Source organism: Ensifer adhaerens (assembly GCF_002940685.1).
GTDB lineage: Bacteria > Pseudomonadota > Alphaproteobacteria > Rhizobiales > Rhizobiaceae > Ensifer > Ensifer adhaerens_E.
Genome location: NZ_PNFP01000005.1, coordinates 184,187 through 202,878 on the forward strand (window position 1 = coordinate 184,187; position 18,692 = coordinate 202,878).

20 protein-coding genes are annotated in these 18,692 nt (G+C 64.5%); 11 read left to right on the forward strand and 9 right to left on the reverse strand.

The genetic code is table 11. The features are described 5' to 3' along the window. Together C1A35_RS11920 and C1A35_RS11925 are read left to right on the forward strand one after the other, a co-directional pair. Positions 1 to 1,803: an ABC transporter ATP-binding protein/permease gene (locus C1A35_RS11920; protein ID WP_104664530.1), complete on the forward strand. Its 1,803-nt coding sequence runs from the start codon at positions 1 to 3 to the stop codon at positions 1,801 to 1,803. A 138-nt stretch (positions 1,804 to 1,941) separates the two neighbouring features. Beyond that, a complete protein-coding gene (locus C1A35_RS11925) occupies positions 1,942 to 2,934 on the forward strand; it encodes a Bug family tripartite tricarboxylate transporter substrate binding protein (protein ID WP_104664531.1) in 993 nt (330 codons plus the stop codon). Positions 2,935 to 3,230: 296 nt separating this feature from the next. On the opposite strand, the gene C1A35_RS11930 is transcribed toward C1A35_RS11925, so the two are convergent. The 6 genes from C1A35_RS11930 to C1A35_RS11955 form a co-directional block, all read right to left on the reverse strand. Continuing rightward, a complete protein-coding gene (locus C1A35_RS11930; RefSeq protein ID WP_104664532.1) occupies positions 3,231 to 4,877 on the reverse strand; it encodes an FAD-binding dehydrogenase in 1,647 nt (548 codons plus the stop codon). 151 nt (positions 4,878 to 5,028) lie between these two features. Then, positions 5,029 to 6,060 carry a peptidoglycan -binding protein gene (locus C1A35_RS11935; protein ID WP_104664533.1) on the reverse strand — a complete coding sequence of 344 codons (1,032 nt, stop codon included), beginning with the start codon at positions 6,058 to 6,060 and terminating at the stop codon, positions 5,029 to 5,031. A gap of 3 nt (positions 6,061 to 6,063) precedes the next feature. Beyond that, positions 6,064 to 7,167: a MotA/TolQ/ExbB proton channel family protein gene (locus tag C1A35_RS11940; protein ID WP_104664534.1), complete on the reverse strand. Its 1,104-nt coding sequence runs from the start codon at positions 7,165 to 7,167 to the stop codon at positions 6,064 to 6,066. Positions 7,168 to 7,418: 251 nt separating this feature from the next. After that, on the reverse strand, positions 7,419 to 8,219 hold the full coding sequence (locus C1A35_RS11945) for an inositol monophosphatase family protein (protein WP_104664535.1): 801 nt from the start codon (positions 8,217 to 8,219) through the stop codon (positions 7,419 to 7,421). A 318-nt stretch (positions 8,220 to 8,537) separates the two neighbouring features. Further along, on the reverse strand, positions 8,538 to 9,686 hold the full coding sequence (locus C1A35_RS11950; RefSeq protein WP_104664536.1) for a tetratricopeptide repeat protein: 1,149 nt from the start codon (positions 9,684 to 9,686) through the stop codon (positions 8,538 to 8,540). 9 nt (positions 9,687 to 9,695) lie between these two features. Next, entirely contained in the window at positions 9,696 to 10,343 is a 648-nt protein-coding gene (locus C1A35_RS11955) for a thiamine phosphate synthase (protein WP_199772920.1), read from the reverse strand. 106 nt (positions 10,344 to 10,449) lie between these two features. Here C1A35_RS11955 and C1A35_RS11960 point away from each other — a divergent pair, with 106 nt between their 5' ends. Next, positions 10,450 to 11,229 carry a sulfite exporter TauE/SafE family protein gene (locus C1A35_RS11960; RefSeq protein ID WP_104664538.1) on the forward strand — a complete coding sequence of 260 codons (780 nt, stop codon included), beginning with the start codon at positions 10,450 to 10,452 and terminating at the stop codon, positions 11,227 to 11,229. A gap of 100 nt (positions 11,230 to 11,329) precedes the next feature. Further along, positions 11,330 to 11,590: an ArsR/SmtB family transcription factor gene (locus C1A35_RS11965; protein WP_034806124.1), complete on the forward strand. Its 261-nt coding sequence runs from the start codon at positions 11,330 to 11,332 to the stop codon at positions 11,588 to 11,590. 161 nt (positions 11,591 to 11,751) lie between these two features. Here the strand turns inward: C1A35_RS11965 and C1A35_RS11970 are convergent, their stop codons facing one another. Continuing rightward, the gene (locus tag C1A35_RS11970) at positions 11,752 to 11,925 is read right to left on the reverse strand and encodes a YdcH family protein (protein WP_104664539.1); all 174 of its coding nucleotides are present in this window, start codon (positions 11,923 to 11,925) and stop codon (positions 11,752 to 11,754) included. 213 nt (positions 11,926 to 12,138) lie between these two features. Here C1A35_RS11970 and C1A35_RS11975 point away from each other — a divergent pair, with 213 nt between their 5' ends. The 7 genes from C1A35_RS11975 to C1A35_RS12005 all read left to right on the forward strand — a co-directional run bounded on the left by C1A35_RS11975 (position 12,139) and on the right by C1A35_RS12005 (position 16,471). Then, a complete protein-coding gene (locus C1A35_RS11975; protein WP_057254651.1) occupies positions 12,139 to 12,342 on the forward strand; it encodes a YdcH family protein in 204 nt (67 codons plus the stop codon). Between the two features lie 54 nt (positions 12,343 to 12,396). After that, positions 12,397 to 12,861, forward strand: a complete 465-nt coding sequence (gene purE, locus C1A35_RS11980; RefSeq protein ID WP_104664716.1) for a 5-(carboxyamino)imidazole ribonucleotide mutase — start codon at positions 12,397 to 12,399, stop codon at positions 12,859 to 12,861. Then, on the forward strand, positions 12,858 to 13,913 hold the full coding sequence (locus tag C1A35_RS11985) for a 5-(carboxyamino)imidazole ribonucleotide synthase (RefSeq protein WP_104664540.1): 1,056 nt from the start codon (positions 12,858 to 12,860) through the stop codon (positions 13,911 to 13,913). Before purE ends, C1A35_RS11985 begins: the two co-directional genes overlap by 4 nt. A 171-nt stretch (positions 13,914 to 14,084) precedes the next feature. Next, positions 14,085 to 14,210 (forward strand): type B 50S ribosomal protein L36, encoded by a 126-nt coding sequence (gene ykgO / locus C1A35_RS11990; RefSeq protein ID WP_025424787.1) that lies wholly within the window; start codon positions 14,085 to 14,087, stop codon positions 14,208 to 14,210. Positions 14,211 to 14,288: 78 nt separating this feature from the next. Further along, on the forward strand, positions 14,289 to 14,903 hold the full coding sequence (locus C1A35_RS11995) for a hypothetical protein (protein WP_104664541.1): 615 nt from the start codon (positions 14,289 to 14,291) through the stop codon (positions 14,901 to 14,903). A gap of 17 nt (positions 14,904 to 14,920) precedes the next feature. Beyond that, positions 14,921 to 15,436 carry a hypothetical protein gene (locus C1A35_RS12000; protein ID WP_104664542.1) on the forward strand — a complete coding sequence of 172 codons (516 nt, stop codon included), beginning with the start codon at positions 14,921 to 14,923 and terminating at the stop codon, positions 15,434 to 15,436. 30 nt (positions 15,437 to 15,466) lie between these two features. Then, a complete protein-coding gene (locus C1A35_RS12005) occupies positions 15,467 to 16,471 on the forward strand; it encodes an alpha/beta fold hydrolase (RefSeq protein ID WP_104664543.1) in 1,005 nt (334 codons plus the stop codon). 149 nt (positions 16,472 to 16,620) lie between these two features. Here C1A35_RS12005 and pyk read toward each other — a convergent pair whose 3' ends face one another. Both pyk and C1A35_RS12015 read right to left on the reverse strand, forming a co-directional pair. Continuing rightward, on the reverse strand, positions 16,621 to 18,060 hold the full coding sequence (pyk, locus tag C1A35_RS12010) for a pyruvate kinase (protein WP_104664544.1): 1,440 nt from the start codon (positions 18,058 to 18,060) through the stop codon (positions 16,621 to 16,623). Then, positions 18,060 to 18,536, reverse strand: coding sequence for a DUF1036 domain-containing protein (locus C1A35_RS12015; protein WP_104664545.1), 477 nt, complete (start codon positions 18,534 to 18,536; stop codon positions 18,060 to 18,062). Before C1A35_RS12015 ends, pyk begins: the two co-directional genes overlap by 1 nt. Positions 18,537 to 18,692: the final 156 nt, after the last annotated feature.

Below are 18,692 nucleotides of genomic sequence, written 5' to 3' on the forward strand. Positions count from 1 at the left end.
GTGTCGTCAAGAGAAAACCAGGCGCCAGCGCGCAAGTCCATCCGCCCGCTCGCCACGCTTCTGCCTTACCTGGCGCGCTATCGTCACCTGGTCGTCGGCGCCGGCGTTTCGCTGATCCTTGCCGCCGTGACCACGCTCGCGCTGCCGCTCGCCGTCAGGCGCATGGTCGACAACGGCTTCTCCAGTCCCGATAGCGGTTTCATCAACACCTACTTCTCGATGCTGATGATGCTCGCCATTGTGCTCGCGCTGGCGAGTGCGGCGCGCTACTACTTCGTCATCACGCTCGGCGAGCGCATCGTCGCCGATTTGAGGCGCAACGTCTTCGATCGCGTCACTCGCCTTTCCGCCTCCTTCTTCGACGTCAACCAGTCCGGCGAGATCGTCTCGCGGCTGACCGCCGACACCACCCAGGTGAAGTCAGCCGTCGGCGCCACCGCCTCGGTCGCGCTGCGTAACCTGATCCTGTGTCTCGGGGCCATCGGCATGATGGTCTACACCAGCCCCAAGCTGTCGAGCCTGGTGCTGATCGCAATCCCCATCATCGTCTTCCCGCTCGTCGGCTTCGGCCGTTCCGTCCGCCGCCGCTCGCGCCAGGCGCAGGATACGCTCGCCACTGCATCGGCCTATGCCGGCGAGGCGATTGCCGCATCGCGCACCGTCCAGGCCTTCAACGGCGAGGCGCTTGCCAACAATCACTTCGGAGCCGCCGTCGAGGAGGCCTATGGCGCGGCGCGTTCAGCGATCAAGGCGCGCTCGGTGCTCACCGCTTTCGCCATCACCATGGTGTTCGGCAGCGTCGTCGCCGTGCTCTGGTTCGGCGCGCATGACGTGCTCTCAGGCAATCTCTCCGCCGGCACGCTCAGCCAGTTCCTGCTCTATTCGGTGTTTGCCGCCGGCAGCCTCGGCTCGCTCTCCGAAGTCTGGGGCGAACTTTCGCAGGCCGCCGGTGCCGCCGAGCGCCTCAACGAGCTGCTGACCGAAATCCCCGAGATCCAGGCTCCGGAAAATCCGGTCGCCATGCCGATCCCGGCAACCGGCGCCATCACCTTCGACGACGTTCACTTCGCCTACCCGTCGCGCCCCGACTACAAGAGCCTCAACGGCCTCAGCTTCAACATCGCGTCCGGCGAGACCGTTGCGATCGTCGGGCCGTCGGGCGCCGGCAAGAGCACCGTCTTCTCCATGCTGCTTCGCTTCTACGATCCCGCCAAGGGCGCGGTGAGCGTCGACGGCGTCGACATTCGCACCGTCGATCCGAAGGATCTGCGCGAGCGCCTCGCGATCGTGCCGCAGGATGTGACGATCTTCGCCTCGTCCGTGCATGACAACATCGCCTTCGGCATGCCCGATGCCAGCCGCGAGGCGGTGCGTGCCGCCGCCATCGCCGCGCAGGCGGACGAGTTCATCAACAGGCTCGACAAGGGCTACGACACCTATGTCGGCGAACGCGGCGTTACCCTTTCCGGCGGCCAGCGCCAGCGGATCGCAATTGCCCGCGCCATTCTCAGGAACGCACCGGTGCTGCTTCTCGACGAAGCAACGTCCGCGCTCGACGCCGAGAGCGAAACCCTGGTCCAGAAGGCCCTCGACGGCCTGTTGCACGAGCGCACGACCATCATCATCGCTCATCGGCTGGCAACCGTGCTGAAGGCCGATCGCATCCTGGTGCTCGATCATGGCCGCATCGTCGAGGAAGGCACGCACGCCTCCCTCATCCGCCATGGCGGGCTCTATGCCAAGCTTGCGCGCCTGCAGTTCAACCATGGCGCCGAAGCCCTGTTCGTCAACGCGCAGAGCTGAACGAACGACAAGGGCGCGAAAAGCGTCCTCCGATTTGCTGTAAAGCGGTTGCCGTCGGAAGGCCGAGCCCTATTGTAATGGGGTCCGGCCGAGGAGGCCGGCATCACTTTCTGCTGAATTGATCGGGAGGACTACCGCATGGCATTCTCGCACCTGACCCGGCGCGCCACCCTGGCGCTGGGCCTGATGGCGCTATCGGCGCTGCCCTTTGGCTCGACGGCACTGGCCCAGGGCTTTCCCGACCGGCCGATTACGCTCGTCGTTCCCTTTGCCGCCGGCGGTTCCACTGACGTGGTCGCCCGCATCGTCGCGCAGAAAATGTCCGAGGACCTCGGCGAGCAGGTCATCGTCCAGAACGTTGCCGGCGCCGGCGGCAATCTCGGCGCCGACAATGTCGCCCGCGCCGATCCGGACGGCTACACGATCCTGATGGGCACCGTCGCTACCCACGCGCTCAACCCGCTGATCCTGAAGACCAAGCCCTATGATCCCGAGAAGGATTTCGCGCCGATCGCGCTGCTCGTGGTGGTGCCCAACGTGCTGGTGGTCAACCCGGAACTGCCCGCCAAGAACGTTGCGGAACTGCTGGCGCTCCTGAAGGCCAAGCCGGACGAGTACAGTTACGCGTCATCCGGCAACGGCACGCCGCTGCATCTCTCCGGCGAACTCTTCAAGAAGATGGCCGGCGTCAGCATGCAGCATATTCCCTACAAGGGCGCAGGCCCGGCGCTGAACGACGTCATCGGCAACCAGGTGCCGATCATGTTCGACAACCTCCCCTCCTCCTCCAGCCACATCAAGGCGGGGACGCTCAGGGCGCTTGCCGTGACCACGGCCGAACGCGCGCCCTCCTTCCCCGATGTGCCGACGGTCGCCGAGGCGGGCATTCCGGGCTACGAGACCTACACCTGGAACGCGCTCTTCGCCCCGGCCAATACACCTCAGCCGGTCGTCGCCCGCCTCAACGAGGCGGCCAACAAGGCGCTGAAGGATCCCGCCGTCATCGAGCGCATGAAGGAATTCAGCGCCACGATCGTCGGCTCGACGCCGGACGAACTGGCAGCCCATGTGAAGGCTGAGCTGGCGAAGTGGACGCCGGTCGTTCGCGACGCAAATGTGCAAATGGATTGACGATCTAGCGTCGCGCGGCCTCTCATCCGTCCGGTGAGGGCTTGCCCCTATCCGCCCGGTAGGCCCCCTCATCCGGTTACCGCCACCTTCTCCCCGCACGCGGGGAGAAGGGATCTGTGGCAACGTTGTGCCCGCCGTTTCAGCCGCGTTCTCGATACTTTGAAAGCACTGACCGACTCAGCATCCAAGCAGCTCGGCGGCAGTTGCAAACAAGAGGTTTGCGGCACACTCTCCCGTCCCCTCTCCCCGCCTGCGGGGAGAGGGGACGGGAGAGTGGCTACTCTGGACGCCGCAGATCAAAGACCCGCAGCCCCCCGCCCCGCCGCGCGGCCGGAAAAGATGCAGCCACCGAGGAAGGTGCCCTCGAGCGCGTTGTAGCCGTGCATGCCGCCGCCGCCGAAACCGGCGACCTCGCCGGCAGCAAAGAGACCCGGTACCGGTTCGCCCGATTGCTCCAGCACCTGGCCCGACAGATTTGTTTGAAGCCCGCCGAGTGTCTTGCGCGTGAGGATATGCAGGCGAACGGCGATGAGCGGTCCGGCCTTGGGGTCGAGCAGCCGATGCGGCTTGGCGGTGCGCAGCAGCCGGTCGCCGCGATAGGCGCGCGCACCGCGGATCGCGGTCACCTGCGCGTCCTTGGAGAACGGGTTGGTGATCTCGCGGTCGCGCGCCTCGATCTGCTGCCGCAGGTGCTCCAGCGACAGCCGGTTCTCGCCGGTCAGCGCATTCATCGCCGGCACGAGATCTTCGAGCCGGTCGCGCACGATGAAGTCCTCGCCCCGGTCCATGAAGGCCTGCACCGGTCCCGGCGGGTTCTTGCCGAGCCGCTTTAAGAGAAGCGATATGCTCTTGCCGGTGAGATCGGGATTCTGCTCGGAGCCGGAAAGCGCGAACTCCTTCTTGATGATCGCCCGCGTCAGCACGAACCAGCTGTAATCATGGCCGCTGTTTCGGATCGCCTGCAACGTGCCGAGCGTGTCGAAGCCGGGCATGGCCGGGGCGGAAAAACGGTTGCCGTCCGCGTCGCACCAGAAGGAGGATGGCCCCGGCAGGATCCGGATGCCGTGCTCCGGCCAGATCGGATCGAAGTTCTTCAGTCCCTCCGTATAATGCCACATGCGGTCGGAATTGATGACCGAGCCGCGCGCGCGCCCGGCGATTTCCAGCATGCGCCCGTCGACGTGATGGGGCACGCCGGCGACCATCGTCGCCGGCGGCTGGCCGAGCCGCTTGCGCGGCCAGTTGCGGCGGACCAGATCGTGGTTGCCGCCGATGCCGCCCGAGGTGACGACGACCGCGTCCGCCGAAATCTCGAATTCGCCGACCACGTCGCGGGAACTGCGTTCACCACGCCCGACCGGGTCCTCCTTCAGCAGCACACCGCGTGCACCCGTTACCCGGCCGTCTGCGGTCGTGAGTTCATCGACCTGGTGGCGGAAACGGAACCGGACGAGGCCGCGGCTCTCCGCTTCACGGGTCAGCCGGATGAACGGTTCGAGCACCGCCGGCCCCGTCCCCCAGGTGACATGGAACCGCGGCACCGAATTGCCGTGGCCGTGGGCGAGCCCGCCGCCGCGTTCGGCCCAGCCGACCACCGGAAACCAGCGCATGCCGAGCGAATGCAGCCAGGAGCGCTTCTCGCCCGCGGCAAAGTCGAGATAGGCTTCCGCCCAGAGCCGCGGCCAGTGATCTTCCGGGCGATCGAACTGCGCCGACCCCATCCAGTCCTGGCGGGCGAGTTCGCGGGTGTCGCGAATGCCCATGCGCCGCTGTTCCGGGCTGTCGATGAAGAACAGGCCACCGAGCGACCAGAACGCCTGTCCCCCGAGATTCTGCTCCCCTTCCTGGTCGAGTATGATGACCCTGCGGCCGAGCGCTGCCGCCTCCGCCGCCGCGACAAGGCCAGCAAGCCCAGCGCCGACAATCAATACGTCGCAATCCATGAAATGCTCTCCCCTCGCATCCCATCCGGCGCATCGCGCCATGACACGCGAAAGTTGCCGCAGCCATGAAATGGCTCCGGAAACTGTTACGCGTACGTCAAGGTCAATTCAAGAGGCGCCGCCGATGGCGGCCAAATGACCGCGGGGTCGGCTATTTCTCAGTCAGCTTGAGCTCGATGCGGCGGTTCTGCGCTCGCGCTTCCGGACTCTCCCCCGGCGCGATCGGCTGATACTCGCCGAAGCCGGCCGCGACCAGCCGGTCCGCCGGCACGCCCCTGGAGATCAGGAACTTGACCACAGAGGTCGCGCGCGCTGACGAAAGCTCCCAGTTGTCGGCAAAACGTCCCGCGCCGGAAAGCTGCACGTTGTCGGTGTGGCCGTCGACGCGCAGCACCCAGTTGATCTCGGCGGGGATTTCCTTGGCGAGGTCGAGCAGCGCGGTGGCGAGCTTGGCCATTTCCGCCTGCCCCTCGGGATTGAGGTCGTTGCCACCAGAGGGAAACAGCACCTCCGACTGGAAGACGAAGCGGTCGCCGACGATGCGGATGTTCTCGCGGTCGGACAGGATCTCCCTCAGGCGGCCGAAAAAGTCGGAGCGGTAGCGGTTGAGTTCCTGCACCCGCTGGGCGAGCGCGACGTTCAGCCGGCGTCCGAGATCGGCGATCTTGGTCTGCGACTGCTGGTCCTTGGCTTCCGATGCCTGTAGCGCGACTTCGATGGCGGCGATCTGGCTGCGGAGCGCCGCGATCTGCTGGTTCAGGAGTTCGATCTGGCTCATGGCCCGGGCGCTGACTTCCCGCTCGGTCTCAAGCTCCGAGCCGAGACGGCCGATCTTCTGGTTGGCGGCGTCCGTGCTGCCGGCGCCCCGGTCGAGAAGGGCCTGCAGCCGCGAGCGTTCGCCTTCGGACGTGGCGAGCGACGCCTGCAGATTGGCAAGCGAGTCCTCGAGATCCTGCTTGCCGCTCTTCTCGAGCGCCAGAAGCTGGGTGAGCTCGTTGATCTGGCTGTTCAGCCGGGTCAGCACCTCGTCCTTGCCGCTGATTTCACGGCTGAGCAGAAACTGGGCCAGGACGAAGACGGTCAGCAGGAACATGATCGACAGCAGCAGCGTCGACAGCGCGTCGACGAAGCCCGGCCAGTAGTCGATCGTACGCTGAGAGCGGCCTTTTCGGGCAAGCGCCATGGATCACTCCCCTCCGGTCTCGTCCATGCGCGCGATCTTGGCCGGCACCGGCGCCTTGTCTCCATGCGAGAGGGAGCGGTCGGAAGCGGCGACCCGCGACGCCAGCTTGTCGAGCGTCTTGCGCATCGCCTTTGCCTCGTCCTGCTGCGCCTCGATCCAGTCTCTGAGCATCTGCTGTTCGCCGCGCATGTTCTTGACCAGGCCCTGAATGCCTTCGGCAAGGCTCGCCATCGCCGCGGTCGTGCGCTGGTTCGCACCGCCCTCGTGGTTGAGACGCACGAGTTGGTCGGTCAGTCTCTTCAGCTCCTCGACCGGAGCGCCGGCGGGCAGGTCGAGCGCCGGAGAAAGCTCCGAGCCGACATCGGTGACGGACGAGAGCCAGTTTTCGAGCTCGGTATAGAAACGGTTCTGCGCCCGGCCGGCCTGCAGATCGAGAAAGCCGAGGATCAGCGAGCCGGAAAGGCCGAACAGCGACGTCGAAAAGGCGGTGCCCATGCCGGTGAGCGGCGCCGACAGGCCATTCTTCAGTGCCGAAAGAATGTCTTCCGTCGTTCCCGATCCGGCATCCAGCGACTGGATGACGGTGTTGATCGAGCCGATCGTTCCGAGCAGTCCCCAGAAGGTGCCAAGCAGGCCGAGAAACACCAGAAGCCCGGTCAGGTAGCGGGAAATGTCGCGCGATTCGTCGAGGCGGGTGGCGATGGAATCGAGGATGGAGCGCAGCGCCGTGGTCGAGATCGCCGTCTGGCGACCGCCGATCAGGGCGCGCATCGGCGCGAGCAGCACGGGATCGCGCCCGACCTTGTCGGCGCTGCCGGCGGCCCGGAACGAGTTGAACCAGCGCACCTCGGGACGCAAGCCCAGCACGTGGTTGAAGACGAGCAGGATGCCGATCAGGAGGACACCGAGGATCAGGCCGTTGAGGCCCGGATTGGCGAGAAAGGCATTTTGCGCCTGGCGGAAGAGGATCGCACCCACGAAACCGACGATGATCAGGAAGACCACCATCGTCCAGAAATAGTGCATGGGGCTCGAGAGCTTGTGCGGGTTGTAGCCGTCTTCCATGCCTTCCCGACCGTTCCACCCGGACAGATGCAGTTTCGTCATGGGTATGAGTATCTCCCGCTTTGCTTGACGGAACGGCGCCGCGCCGGCCCGGAGCCTACCGCATAATTCCTGAAACCGAAATCGATTCAAGGGCCAATTTGTACATGCAGCCGGGATGACGCCGCGGCCTGCAGGTCGTCAGTTAGGCACGGGCCTGTGGCAGCGTCGTGTTGCTGCGCCAAGCTTCGCCCAAAAACAAAGCCTCCGATGCGGGTGCGCATCGGAGGCTTCGAAACGAACGGGATTGCGCCTTACTTGGTCGGCACCGGGCGATGAACGACTTCCGTCAGCGCCTTGACGATGTACTCGTTGCCGCAGATGACCGAACCATCATCGACGGGCTTCGCGCCGCCGTTGATATCGTGCGTCCAGCCGCCAGCCTCCCGGATGAGAAGCACGCCGGCGGCGATGTCCCAGGCGGCAAGGTCGCGCTCCCAGTAGCCGTCGAAACGGCCGGCCGCGACGTAGGCAAGATCCAGCGCGGCAGAGCCCATGCGGCGGATGCCCGCGACTTCGCCCATCACGTGGCGCAGTTCGATCAGGTACTTGCCGTGGTTGCCGCGGCCGAGATGCGGCGTGCCGGTGGCGATCACCGCGTCGGAAAGATGCTTGCGCGCGGCGACGCGCAGGCGGCGATCGTTGAGGAAGGCGCCACCACCGCGCTCGGCGGTGTAGAGTTCATCGGTCGCGGGGTTGAAGACGACGGCGCCGACGATCTCGCCCTGGCGCTCCAGCGCGATCGAGACCGCGAAATGCGGAATGCCGTGCAGGAAGTTGGTGGTGCCGTCGAGCGGATCGACGATCCAGCGATGCGCGCCGTCGGTGCCGACGATCTCTTCGCCTTCCTCGCCGAGGAAGCCGTAGGTCGGGCGCGCCTTCAGGAGGTCTTCGCGGATGAGCTTTTCGGCCTTGCGGTCGGCCTGCGAAACATAGTCGCCCGGTCCCTTGAGCGAGACCTGCAGGTTCTGGACTTCGCCGAAATCGCGGGCCAACGACTTGCCGGCCTTGAAGGCGGCCTGAACCATGACATTGAGAAGAGCTGAACGGGCCATCTGGCGATCCCTTTGAAAACGAGAGCCGATCGAGCGCGCTCGATCGGACGTTGAACCTGCTTGACGGAACATGGGCCACATCGCCGGCCCTGCTGCGAACGGCCTCGATCGGAACCGATCCAGGGTCGCGGGGCAAGCTGCAGATTGAGTTCCGTCGTCAAAAAACCGAGTGAATTGTCACTCCGCTCGCCATCGCCGCCAAGATGTCGCGGCCCCACGAGCAAACCGCGGCTTCAGAACCACAAATGGCCCGCAAGTTCAAGCGAAATAGCATATTGGCGGAGCAGCCGCGGCCGATTCCGCCCCGATCCGAGCCGATCAGCTGCGGCGATACTTGTTGGCGGCGCTCAGCGCCTGTTTCTGCTGTTCTTCATTGAGGCCGAGATAGAAGTCCTCGAGCGAGTCGTCCTTGAGCCCCGCGCGGCGCGACAGCACATACCATTTCGCCGCCTCGACCGGGTTGGGCCGGGTGCCGATGGCGTTGACATAGAGATGCGAGAGCCGGTTCTGCGCAACCACGTTGCCACCCTCGGCGGCGCGGCGCATCCAGCCGAAGCCGTCTTCCAGGTTCCGATCGCCGGCAATGCCTTCGATCATCCAGATCGCGATATCCAGCTGCGCCGTATCGAAGCCCGCACGGGCCGCCCGGATCAGCCACTCGCGGGCGCGCGCCCGCTTGTTCTCGTCGATGCCGTCGACATTGACGAGGATCTGCGACAACGCATATTGCGCGTCCGCGATCCCCTGCTCGGCCGACTTCTCGTAATAGGGCATCGCCAGCTTCAACCCCTTCGGTCCGGGATTGTCGGCAACGAGCGTCTGCCCGTAGTTGAACTGTGCCGAACCGTTGCCGAGATCGGCGGCCTTCTTCATCAGCTCTTCGGATTTCTTCCGGTCACGCTTGACGTAGCGCCCTTCCATCAGGATCAGCGCATATTTGAACATCGCCGCCGGGTCGCCTTTTTCCGCCGCCTGGCCATACCAGAAGGCGGCCTGCTGGGGATTGCGCACGACGCCGAGTCCCTGCTGCAGGATTTCGGCGATCAGCGTCTGCGCCGCCGGGTCGCCGAGCTGCGCCCGCGGCAGCGCCAGGTCCATCGCCGTCAGATAATAGCCGCGCTGGAACGCTCCATAGGCCTCGTCGACCTTGCCGGCAAAGGGCTTTTCCGCCGGCAGCGCCGGCAGTTCGGCGCCCATGCGATCGAAGACGCCGACGCCTCCGGATGGCGCCGTGCCGTCCGCCGGCTTCTTTCCCGGAGCCGCGCTCGACTTGTCGCCAGTCCCGGCCGGCGCTGTCCCCTCGGGCATCGCCGCCCCGTTGAATGGCGTGATGCGGCCGCGCTTCTCGACGCCGGCATCGTCGCCTCCGGGCGGCTGCTCCTGCGCATGCGCCGGCAGCGCCAGGGCAACAGCCACGGCAACAAGGGAAAGACCTCGACAGAATCTGGAAGACGGACGGTTCAACATCGAGACGTCTTAATCTTCAAACCGTGGCGCTTTTTCGTCAAGAAGTGCGTTGACCGCAGCCACGACCGAAGGCGCCTGCCCAGCCTCGCCGAAGACGGCAAGTCGAAGCGCCACGAACTCGGCACCGGTCTCCGCCACCGCAAGCGCGGATTGCGGATCGGTGCCGCCCATGACGATGCAGGGGATCTCGATCATCGACGCCCACCATTCGGCAAGGGCCAGGTTCTTCGGATGCGCTTCCGGCTTGATGTCGCCATCGGTCTTGCCGAAGAACACGTAGTCCGGGCGCACTTCGCCGATCTCGAGCGCGTGATGCCGGTCGGCCGCGTTGCCGCCACCGACGATGAGCTTGGGCGTGTGCTTCTCGACCGCCTCGCCGAGCACTTCGGCATTGCCGGCAATATGCAGGCCGTCAGCCTTGGCGCGGCCGGCAACGCGGGAGTCGCCCTCGATCAGCGCGGCAGCACCCGCCTCCTGGATGACCGGCACGAGGCGCTCGGCATGTTTCTGGAACTCGCTATCATCAAGCCCATACTGCGGCACGATGACCGAAGCGACATCGCCGCCCTTGAGCGCGTCGGCGAGCACCTTGGCACGTTCCGCCGCATCGGACATGTCGGGCGCGATCAGCACCAGGCGGCAGCGTTCTGTTGTCATGCTCAGATATCCATTTCCGGCTGTAGCGCGTGAGCCGCGAAACCAGCGCTCGATTTCAATTCCGAAAACCGATAGACGGAGACGGCAAAAGGATCAACCGCCACCCATGCTTCCCGATCTCGACTTCTACCTTATCGCCATCCCGGCCGTTCTGCTTGTCGGCCTCAGCAAGGGCGGCATGGGGGAGGCGCTTTCGCTGATGGGGGTGCCGATCCTGTCGATGGCGGTCTCGCCGGTCCAGGCCGCGGCTCTCCTGCTTCCGATCCTGATTGCGATGGACATCGTATCGCTCTGGATGTGGCGCAAGCACGGCGACCGAAAGACGCTTCTGATGCTTTTGCCCGGCGCGATTGCCGGCATCCTCATCGGCTGGGCGACCTCGGCCTACGTCTCGCGTGACCTGCTCCGCCTGATCATCGGCCTGATCACCGTGCTCTTCGTGCTTCGCTACGTCTACAATGTCTGGCGCATGCGGCTTGGCGTCACTATCGCACCGAAGAAGCAGCGGGCCGGACCGGCCGCGCTTTGGGGCTCGTTCGCCGGCTACGGCAGCTTCGTGGCGCACGCCGGTGGCCCGCCCTTCCAGATCTACGCGTTGCCACTTCAGCTCGACCCGCGCGAGTACACCGGCACGATCGTGCGCTTCTTCGCGATCCTGAACGCGGTGAAGCTCATCCCCTATTTCGCCCTCGGACAACTGGATCTGAGCAACCTGAAGATCTCGGCGACGCTCTTTCCGCTGGCGATCGTCGCGACGGTCTGCGGAGCCTTCATCGTTCGCCGCATGAAGCCGCAGATCTTCTACCCGTTCATGTATACCATGGCCTTCATCGCGGGCTCGAAGTTGCTGTGGGACGGTATCGTCGGCCTGGTCGCGACCGGCTGAGCCGGCGCTCAAGTATTGCGGAAATATTGCAAAGCAAAATTAGCATTTCGCACCGCACAAAATTCTTGCTGCTTTGCAGGATTTCGCCTAACGTCCGCCCATGACGATCGCGGACCCATTCGATGCCATTGCGGACCCGAACCGGCGCCACCTGCTGGAGGAACTGCGACGCGCGCCGAAAACCGTGAACGAACTGGCCGAGGGCCTGCCGATCAGCCGTCCGGCCGTATCGCAGCACCTGAAGGCCTTGCTGGACTGTAATCTGGTGTCGGTTTCGGCGAGCGGCACCCGGCGGATCTATGCGATCAACCGGCCCGGTTTCGACCGTCTCAACCTGTGGCTCGACCAGTTCTGGTCCTGAGCGCGCCGGTCGCGAAGGCGGCTCCGGAAACAAACAGACCGGGCGTCACGCCCGGTCCAGGATTCCGTATATTCCACTGTGGGGGATTGGTTCTAAACCTTGTTGCGCCTGCTCAGAGGGGAGATGGCGCCTCCCGAAGTTCTGGGAAATACCGTTGATAATCAGTGAGTCGAGGAACGAAGCCTTTCGATTTCGTCCTTGATGCGCAGCTTCCTCCGCTTGATGTCGGTGATCAACTCGTCTTCCACTGACGGCTGATTCATCGCTGCATGAAGCTCCTGTTCCAGGGCGCCATGTTTTTTCTCAAGCGTTGCAAGATGAGCCTCAACAGTCATTTGGCAGTCCCTTCCTTTTGCTTGCATCCGGCACGCAAATGCCGGATGTTCCATGGTTGTAACCTTACTACTGTGCCATGCCATTTTTCATTTGTCGAAGGCGAAATGATGACGAGGGATAACTTCCCGTTACCGCCCAAGATGTGATAGAGCGGCGCATGAAATTCCGGTTCGAGGAGGACTTCGCAACCGGGCTGATGGGGATCGCTTTGCATGCCGGACCAGGACCAGGCCGAACTCAGACTGACCGCCGCGCGGCTGAGGCAGGAACATGAAGACTATGACGCTGCCATCAACGCCATGATCGAGACCGGCTGCGACGCGCTGAGGATCCAGCGCATGAAGAAGAAGAAGCTGGCGATCAAGGACAAGATCAGCAAGATCGAAGACCAGATCATTCCCGATATCATTGCCTGAACGCGGAACAGGACAGACGTGATCGACACCACGACCCCACCCGTCGCCATCATCATGGGAAGCCAGTCGGACTGGGAGACGATGAAGAACGCCGCCGATACACTCGACGCGCTCGACATTCCCTATGAGGCGCGCATCGTTTCGGCCCATCGCACGCCCGATCGGCTGGTCAGCTTCGCCAAGGGCGCCCGCGACGAAGGCTTCAAGGTGATCATCGCCGGCGCCGGCGGTGCCGCGCACCTGCCCGGCATGTGCGCCTCGATGACGCCGCTCCCGGTCTTCGGCGTTCCGGTGCAATCCAAGGCATTGTCCGGCCAGGACAGCCTGCTGTCGATCGTCCAGATGCCGGCCGGCATCCCGGTCGGGACGCTCGCGATCGGCCGCGCCGGCGCCGTCAACGCAGCGCTCCTTGCCGCCGCCGTGCTTGCGCTTACCGACGACGACCTCGCCGACCGGCTCGACGACTGGCGTGAACAGCAGACGATTGCCGTTGCCGAGTATCCGGTGGACGAGGCATGACCACCATCGGCATTATCGGCGGCGGCCAGCTCGGCCGCATGCTGGCGATGGCAGCCGCCCGACTGAACTTCCGCACCGTCATCCTGGAGCCGCAGGTCGACTGTCCGGCAGCCCAGGTCGCCAGCGACCAGATCGTCGCTGCCTATGACGACGAAGTCGCGCTCGGGAAGCTCGCAGAAGCCAGCGACATCATCACCTACGAGTTCGAGAACGTTCCGGTCGCAGCCGCCGAACGGCTGGCTGCGAAACGCCCGGTCTTTCCGCCGCCGAAAGCCCTGGAAGTCGCCCAGGACCGCCTCGTCGAGAAGCGTTTCATCAACGGTTGCGGCATCGCCACGGCGCGTTTCCACGCCGTCGACAGCCAGGCCGACCTCGAAGCGGCGCTTGCCGATTTCGGCGGGACCGGCGTGCTCAAGACCCGCCGCCTCGGCTATGACGGCAAAGGACAGCGCGTCTTCCGCTCGTCTGCAGACAGCCCGGCCGGCGCTTTCGCGGCACTCGGCGGCGTGCCGCTGATCCTTGAAAGCTTTGTGCCCTTCGAGCGCGAGATCTCGATCATCGCCGCCCGCTCGACCGACGGCGCGGTTGCCTGTTTCGACCCGGCGGAAAACGTGCACCGCAACGGCATCCTCCACACCTCAACGGTCCCCGCAGGGATCGGCGCGGCGACGGGCGAAGCGGCACGCGTCGCCGCCAAGGCGATCCTCGACGCGCTCGGCTATGTCGGCGTCATCGGCGTCGAATTCTTCGTGCTGGCCGACGGCAGCCTGATCGCCAACGAGATGGCGCCGCGCGTGCACAATTCCGGCCATTGGACGGAAGCGGCTTGCGTCGTCTCGCAGTTCGAGCAGCATATCCGGGCCGTCGCCGGCCTGCCGCTCGGCAACCCGCGTCGCCATTCGGACTGCGTCATGCAGAACCTGATCGGCGACGACCTCAATGCTGTCCCCGCATGGCTCGCCGAGGATGACGTTCTGGTGCACCTCTACGGCAAGACCGAGGCACGCGCCGGCCGCAAGATGGGCCACGTCACGCGGCTCGTCCGCGGCTGAGGACCGCAGAAATGCGGGGCAAGACGCCAAAATGGGGCGTCTTGTGGTTGACACGTCAGGGGTGACACGGTATTTGCCATCCCACCTTAAAGGAGCGCGCTCTCGGGCGCGCTTTTGATTGTTAGAGATACCGGGCGAATTTTCGTTCCCCGAAACCTGCGGATCAGGAAAATGAAGATCAAGAATTCGCTCAAGTCGCTGAAGACCCGCCACCGCGAAAACCGTCTGGTTCGTCGCAAGGGCCGCATCTACATCATCAACAAGCAGAACCCGCGCTTCAAGGCTCGTCAGGGCTGAGACCCGGCAGGGTGCTTGGGGATACCGCCTCGGCGATGCCCCATAATTGATTTTGAAGTTATTCCGTGGCGAGCTAACATGCTCGCCATGCGAGTTTTTGTACCCTTGATTCTGGCGTGTTCCGCCTTGGTCGCCACCTCCATCGGAGCTGGCAGCCTCTCCTTCGCGGCGGAGGCCTCGCCCCAGACGGAATCGGCCAGCCTCACCACTCCCAAACAACGCCTCGATGCACTGTTCGCCGACCTCAAGAAGGAACGCGACGCCGACAAGGCGCGCGAGCTTTCCAATCAGATCCGCCTGGAGTGGCAGGATTCCGGTAGCGCGACGGTCAACCTGCTGATGCAATGGGCAGACAAGGCCATCTCCGACAACAAGCAGGCAGCAGCGCTCGACATTCTCGACCAGGTCATCACGCTTGCGCCCAACTATGTCGAAGGCTGGAACCGCCGTGCGACCTTGCACTACGCGATGGGCAACTATCGAAAATCCATGTCGGACATCAACCAGGTCCTGAAAATCGAGCCACGTCACTTCGGCGCGCTCGCCGGCATGGCGGCGATCCTCGGCACCTCCGGCAAGGATGAGCTCGCCCTGCGCGCCTGGGAGCAGTTCCTGGCGATCTACCCCGCAGACCGCAAGGCGCAGGAACAGCTCGGTGAATTGGCCGAGAAGCTCGCCGGCAGCAAGACCTGACAGCCGCGGCCAGTCGATTGCCGAGCCCGTCAAAGCCCCTTCCCGCCGACCAGGCGCCTCTATTCGAGATCGCGATCGCTGCACGCCGTTTCATCGAACCGATCTGGCTGGAATGGCATCGCCACTCCGGCGCCGATCACCCCGCAATTGCCTCGCAAGGCACCTGCGGCCGCACGAGCCTGTTCCTGCAGCGCGTCTTGAGTACCCAGGGCTTCGGCGCCAACTGGGTCTCCGGAACGCCGCGCAGCGCGCCCTTTGAGCCTGAGATCGGACCCTACGGTTTCTTTTGCGGGCAAAGCTGGCAAAGCCATGCCTGGGTCGAGTGCGGCGATTTCATCGTCGACATCACCGCCGACCAGTTCGGCGCCTCCCCGGTTCTCGTTGTCGACCGCACGGACAAGCGCTACAACAGGGGCGACCGGGATGCGGCGCTGCCGACGTTCGTGCTCGCCCGCCAGCGCGCCGTGGACGACATCTGGCCGCAATGGCAAAGGATAAACGCCGGGGGCCTCAAGAGCTCACGGATGCCTTGAAAGCCCGGCGCGGGAAGACAGATAGAGACGATGTTTCCAGTCACGCTCCTGTTCATTGCTCTGATACTTGCCGGCGTCGCCTATAGCCTCTGGCATGCGCGCGCCTTTGCGCGGCGGTTTCCCAATGTCGGCGAACTGATCGACATCGGCGGCTATCGCATGAATAGCGTACACGTGCCCGCCGGCGGGCAAGCCGATCTCCTGCCCGTCGTCTTCATCCATGGCGCCAGCGGCAACCTGCTCGACCAGTTGCATGCCTTCGCGCCGGCGCTTGATGGCCGCGCCGAGATGCTGTTCGTCGATCGGCCGGGCCACGGTTACTCCGAACGCGGCGGGCCGCAAAACGACCTTCCGGACGGCCAGGCGGAAGCGATCGCAAAACTGATGGACAGGCGCGGTCTCCGGCACGCCGTCATCGTCGGCCACTCCTTCGGCGGCGCGATTGCCGCGAGCTTCGCCCTCAACCATCCGGACAAGACCGCCGGCCTCGTGCTGCTGGCGCCAGCGACGCATCCCTGGCCCGGCGGCATCGACTGGTATTACCGCTTGACGGCGCTGCCCTTCGTCGGCTGGCTCTTCGCCCACACGCTGGTGACGCCACTCGGGCAGCGGCGTATCGAGGGCGGAACGCACTCGATCTTTTCGCCCAATCCACGGCCGGCCGACTATATCGACAAGACCGGCCCGCATCTGGTGCTGCGTCCCTCGACCTTCCTCAGCAATGCTCGCGATATCGCCAACCTGCACGCCTATCTGACCGCGACCGCGCCGCGCTACCGGGAGATCGCCGCACCGACGGTGATCATCACCGGCGACAGCGACGGCATCGTGCTGGCCGATATCCACTCACGCGGGCTGGCGCGCGATATCCCAGGCGCCGAACTGCTGTGGATCGGCAATCTCGGCCACAAGCCCGACTATGTGGTCACCGACGTCATCGTCGCCGCGGTCGAGAAGCTGGCCGGCAAGCCCGGGGATCTGGATGCGGCAGTAAAGCGCGCCGAAGAAAGGCTTGCCGCAGCCAAGGCGCCCTGACGGCGCCAGGCGATGCGTAGGGGATCTGGCCGGCTTTGCCGGCGCGCCCCTCATCCCGCGACCTGCCACATCATCAACAAAACACGAAACCCCAGGAGCGGGATCAGCGCTCCTGGGGTTTCGTTGCAGTTCGAAAAAGAGACTAGGCGTCAGACGCCGCTCATGCCGTCCGAGCCGATATAGGCGATGCGCAGCATGTTGGTCGCGCCGGGAGTGCCGAGCGGCACGCCGGCCGAGATGATGATGCGTTCGCCCGGCTTGCCGAAGCCTTCCGAGGCAACGATGCGGCAGGCGCGGTTGACCATGTCGTCAAGGTCAGTCGCATCTTCGGTGACGACGCAGTGCAGGCCCCAGACGACCGAGAGGCGGCGCGCGGTCTGCACGATCGGCGACAGCGCGATGATCGGAACCTGCGGCCGCTCGCGGGCGGCGCGCAGACCCGTGGTGCCCGACGAGGTGTAGCAGACGATGGCCGAAAGCCGGAGCGTCTCGGCGATCTGGTGGGCAGCGAGCGAAATCGCATCGGCACCGGTTGCCTCCGGCGGCGTGCGCTGCGCGTAGATGATGCTGGAATAATGAGGGTCGCGCTCGACGTTGCTGGCGATCGACGCCATGGTCGAAACGGCTTCCACCGGATATTCGCCCGAGGCCGATTCAGCGGAAAGCATGACGGCGTCGGCGCCTTCGAAGACGGCGGTCGCGACGTCCGAGACTTCGGCGCGCGTCGGAACCGGTGCCGAGATCATCGATTCCAGCATCTGGGTGGCAACCACCACCGGCTTGCCGGCGCGGCGACATGCGCGCGTCAGCTGCTTCTGCAGGCCGGGCACCGATTCCAGCGGCATTTCGACGCCGAGGTCGCCGCGGGCAACCATCAGTGCGTCGGAGAGCTCGATGATCTCGTCGATGCGGTCGAGCGCCTGCGGCTTTTCGATCTTCGACATCAGGCCGACGCGGCCGCGGGCGATCTTGCGAACCTCTGCCAGGTCTTCCGGACGCTGCACGAAGGAGAGCGCCACCCAGTCGAATTCGCCGGTCGCCAGGACGGCGTCGAGGTCGGCACGGTCCTTGTCGGTCAGTACGCCGACGGCAAGCAGCGTATCGGGCAGGCTGACGCCCTTGCGGTCGGAGATCTTCGTGCCGGCGACAACAGTCGTGACGATGCTCTTGCCATCGGTCTTTTCAGCCTTCAGGTGCAGCTTGCCGTCGTCGATCAGCAGGCGATGGCCGGGCTTGACCGCTTCGAGGATCTCCGGATGGGGCAGATAGACGCGGGTGTTGTCGCCAGGCACGTCGTTGTTGTCGAGCGTGAAGGTCTGGCCGACCTTCAGGTCCACCTTGCCTTCCGCGAACTTGCCGACGCGCAGCTTCGGTCCTTGCAGGTCGCCGAGGATGCCGATCGGCCGGCCACAGCGCGCCTCGACTGCGCGGATGCGCTGCACCAGCGTGCGCATCACGTCGTGGCTCGCATGGCTCATGTTGATGCGGAACAGATCGGCCCCGGCCTCGTGCAGCTTCTGGATCATCTGCTCGTCCGAAGACGCCGGTCCGAGCGTTGCGAGGATTTTGACTTTTCTGTTCCGCTTCATCAATTCTGGCTTTCCTGCGTGCCGGACGGATCCGAAAGCTGAACCATCCAGCTTCCTTGCCGCCCCGTGTCATACTCTTTGAATCCCATGCGCTGGAAGCCGCGGGCAAAGCAGTCCTGCACGCCCGTGATTTTGAATTCGTTCTCGGCAACGCACATGTTGACGTCACCGGTCCAGCGACCGCCACGGGCCGCATCTTCCGCGTAAAGATAATAATATCGTGACTGAAGCTCGCCCTCGATCAGGGTCGCGCAGGTGTTGGCGGGCACCTGCCACCAGCCTTCCGTCATCCAGCCATCCTTGGCCCGGTAGCCGATGGCTACGCCGACCAGTGTCTGGGTGCCGTTGCACACGCGAAAGTCGGCGCGTGCGTCGCTGGCAAAGAGAAATGAGCTTGATGTTGCCAGGAGAAACAGGAGGATGCCTCCCAGTGTCGCCAGCCCCGGCTTCGCTTTGGAAAAAGGATTTCTGGACACGGTTTCCGATGGAACTCCGTTTTGATTTGCGTGGCACTTTCTTGCGACGGGTGGCCCCGAAAGTCAACGCAACTCTAATCGATTACAATCGGTAAATTGCTTTCGGATTTCGATAAACAGTTGCGTTTTTCTTGCGATTGACGCCCACGCGTGCGA

Coding starts and splice junctions, on each gene's coding strand:
- C1A35_RS11925 (WP_104664531.1), top strand. CDS start 1,942: ATGGCATTCTCGCACCTGACCCGGCGCGCCACCCTGGCGCTGGGCCTG.
- C1A35_RS11930 (WP_104664532.1), bottom strand. CDS start 4,877: ATGGATTGCGACGTATTGATTGTCGGCGCTGGGCTTGCTGGCCTTGTC.
- C1A35_RS11935 (WP_104664533.1), bottom strand. CDS start 6,060: ATGGCGCTTGCCCGAAAAGGCCGCTCTCAGCGTACGATCGACTACTGG.
- C1A35_RS11940 (WP_104664534.1), bottom strand. CDS start 7,167: ATGACGAAACTGCATCTGTCCGGGTGGAACGGTCGGGAAGGCATGGAA.
- C1A35_RS11945 (WP_104664535.1), bottom strand. CDS start 8,219: ATGGCCCGTTCAGCTCTTCTCAATGTCATGGTTCAGGCCGCCTTCAAG.
- C1A35_RS11950 (WP_104664536.1), bottom strand. CDS start 9,686: ATGTTGAACCGTCCGTCTTCCAGATTCTGTCGAGGTCTTTCCCTTGTT.
- C1A35_RS11955 (WP_199772920.1), bottom strand. CDS start 10,343: ATGACAACAGAACGCTGCCGCCTGGTGCTGATCGCGCCCGACATGTCC.
- C1A35_RS11960 (WP_104664538.1), top strand. CDS start 10,450: ATGCTTCCCGATCTCGACTTCTACCTTATCGCCATCCCGGCCGTTCTG.
- C1A35_RS11965 (WP_034806124.1), top strand. CDS start 11,330: ATGACGATCGCGGACCCATTCGATGCCATTGCGGACCCGAACCGGCGC.
- C1A35_RS11970 (WP_104664539.1), bottom strand. CDS start 11,925: ATGACTGTTGAGGCTCATCTTGCAACGCTTGAGAAAAAACATGGCGCC.
- C1A35_RS11975 (WP_057254651.1), top strand. CDS start 12,139: ATGCCGGACCAGGACCAGGCCGAACTCAGACTGACCGCCGCGCGGCTG.
- purE (WP_104664716.1), top strand. CDS start 12,397: ATGGGAAGCCAGTCGGACTGGGAGACGATGAAGAACGCCGCCGATACA.
- C1A35_RS11985 (WP_104664540.1), top strand. CDS start 12,858: ATGACCACCATCGGCATTATCGGCGGCGGCCAGCTCGGCCGCATGCTG.
- ykgO (WP_025424787.1), top strand. CDS start 14,085: ATGAAGATCAAGAATTCGCTCAAGTCGCTGAAGACCCGCCACCGCGAA.
- C1A35_RS11995 (WP_104664541.1), top strand. CDS start 14,289: ATGCTCGCCATGCGAGTTTTTGTACCCTTGATTCTGGCGTGTTCCGCC.
- C1A35_RS12005 (WP_104664543.1), top strand. CDS start 15,467: ATGTTTCCAGTCACGCTCCTGTTCATTGCTCTGATACTTGCCGGCGTC.
- pyk (WP_104664544.1), bottom strand. CDS start 18,060: ATGAAGCGGAACAGAAAAGTCAAAATCCTCGCAACGCTCGGACCGGCG.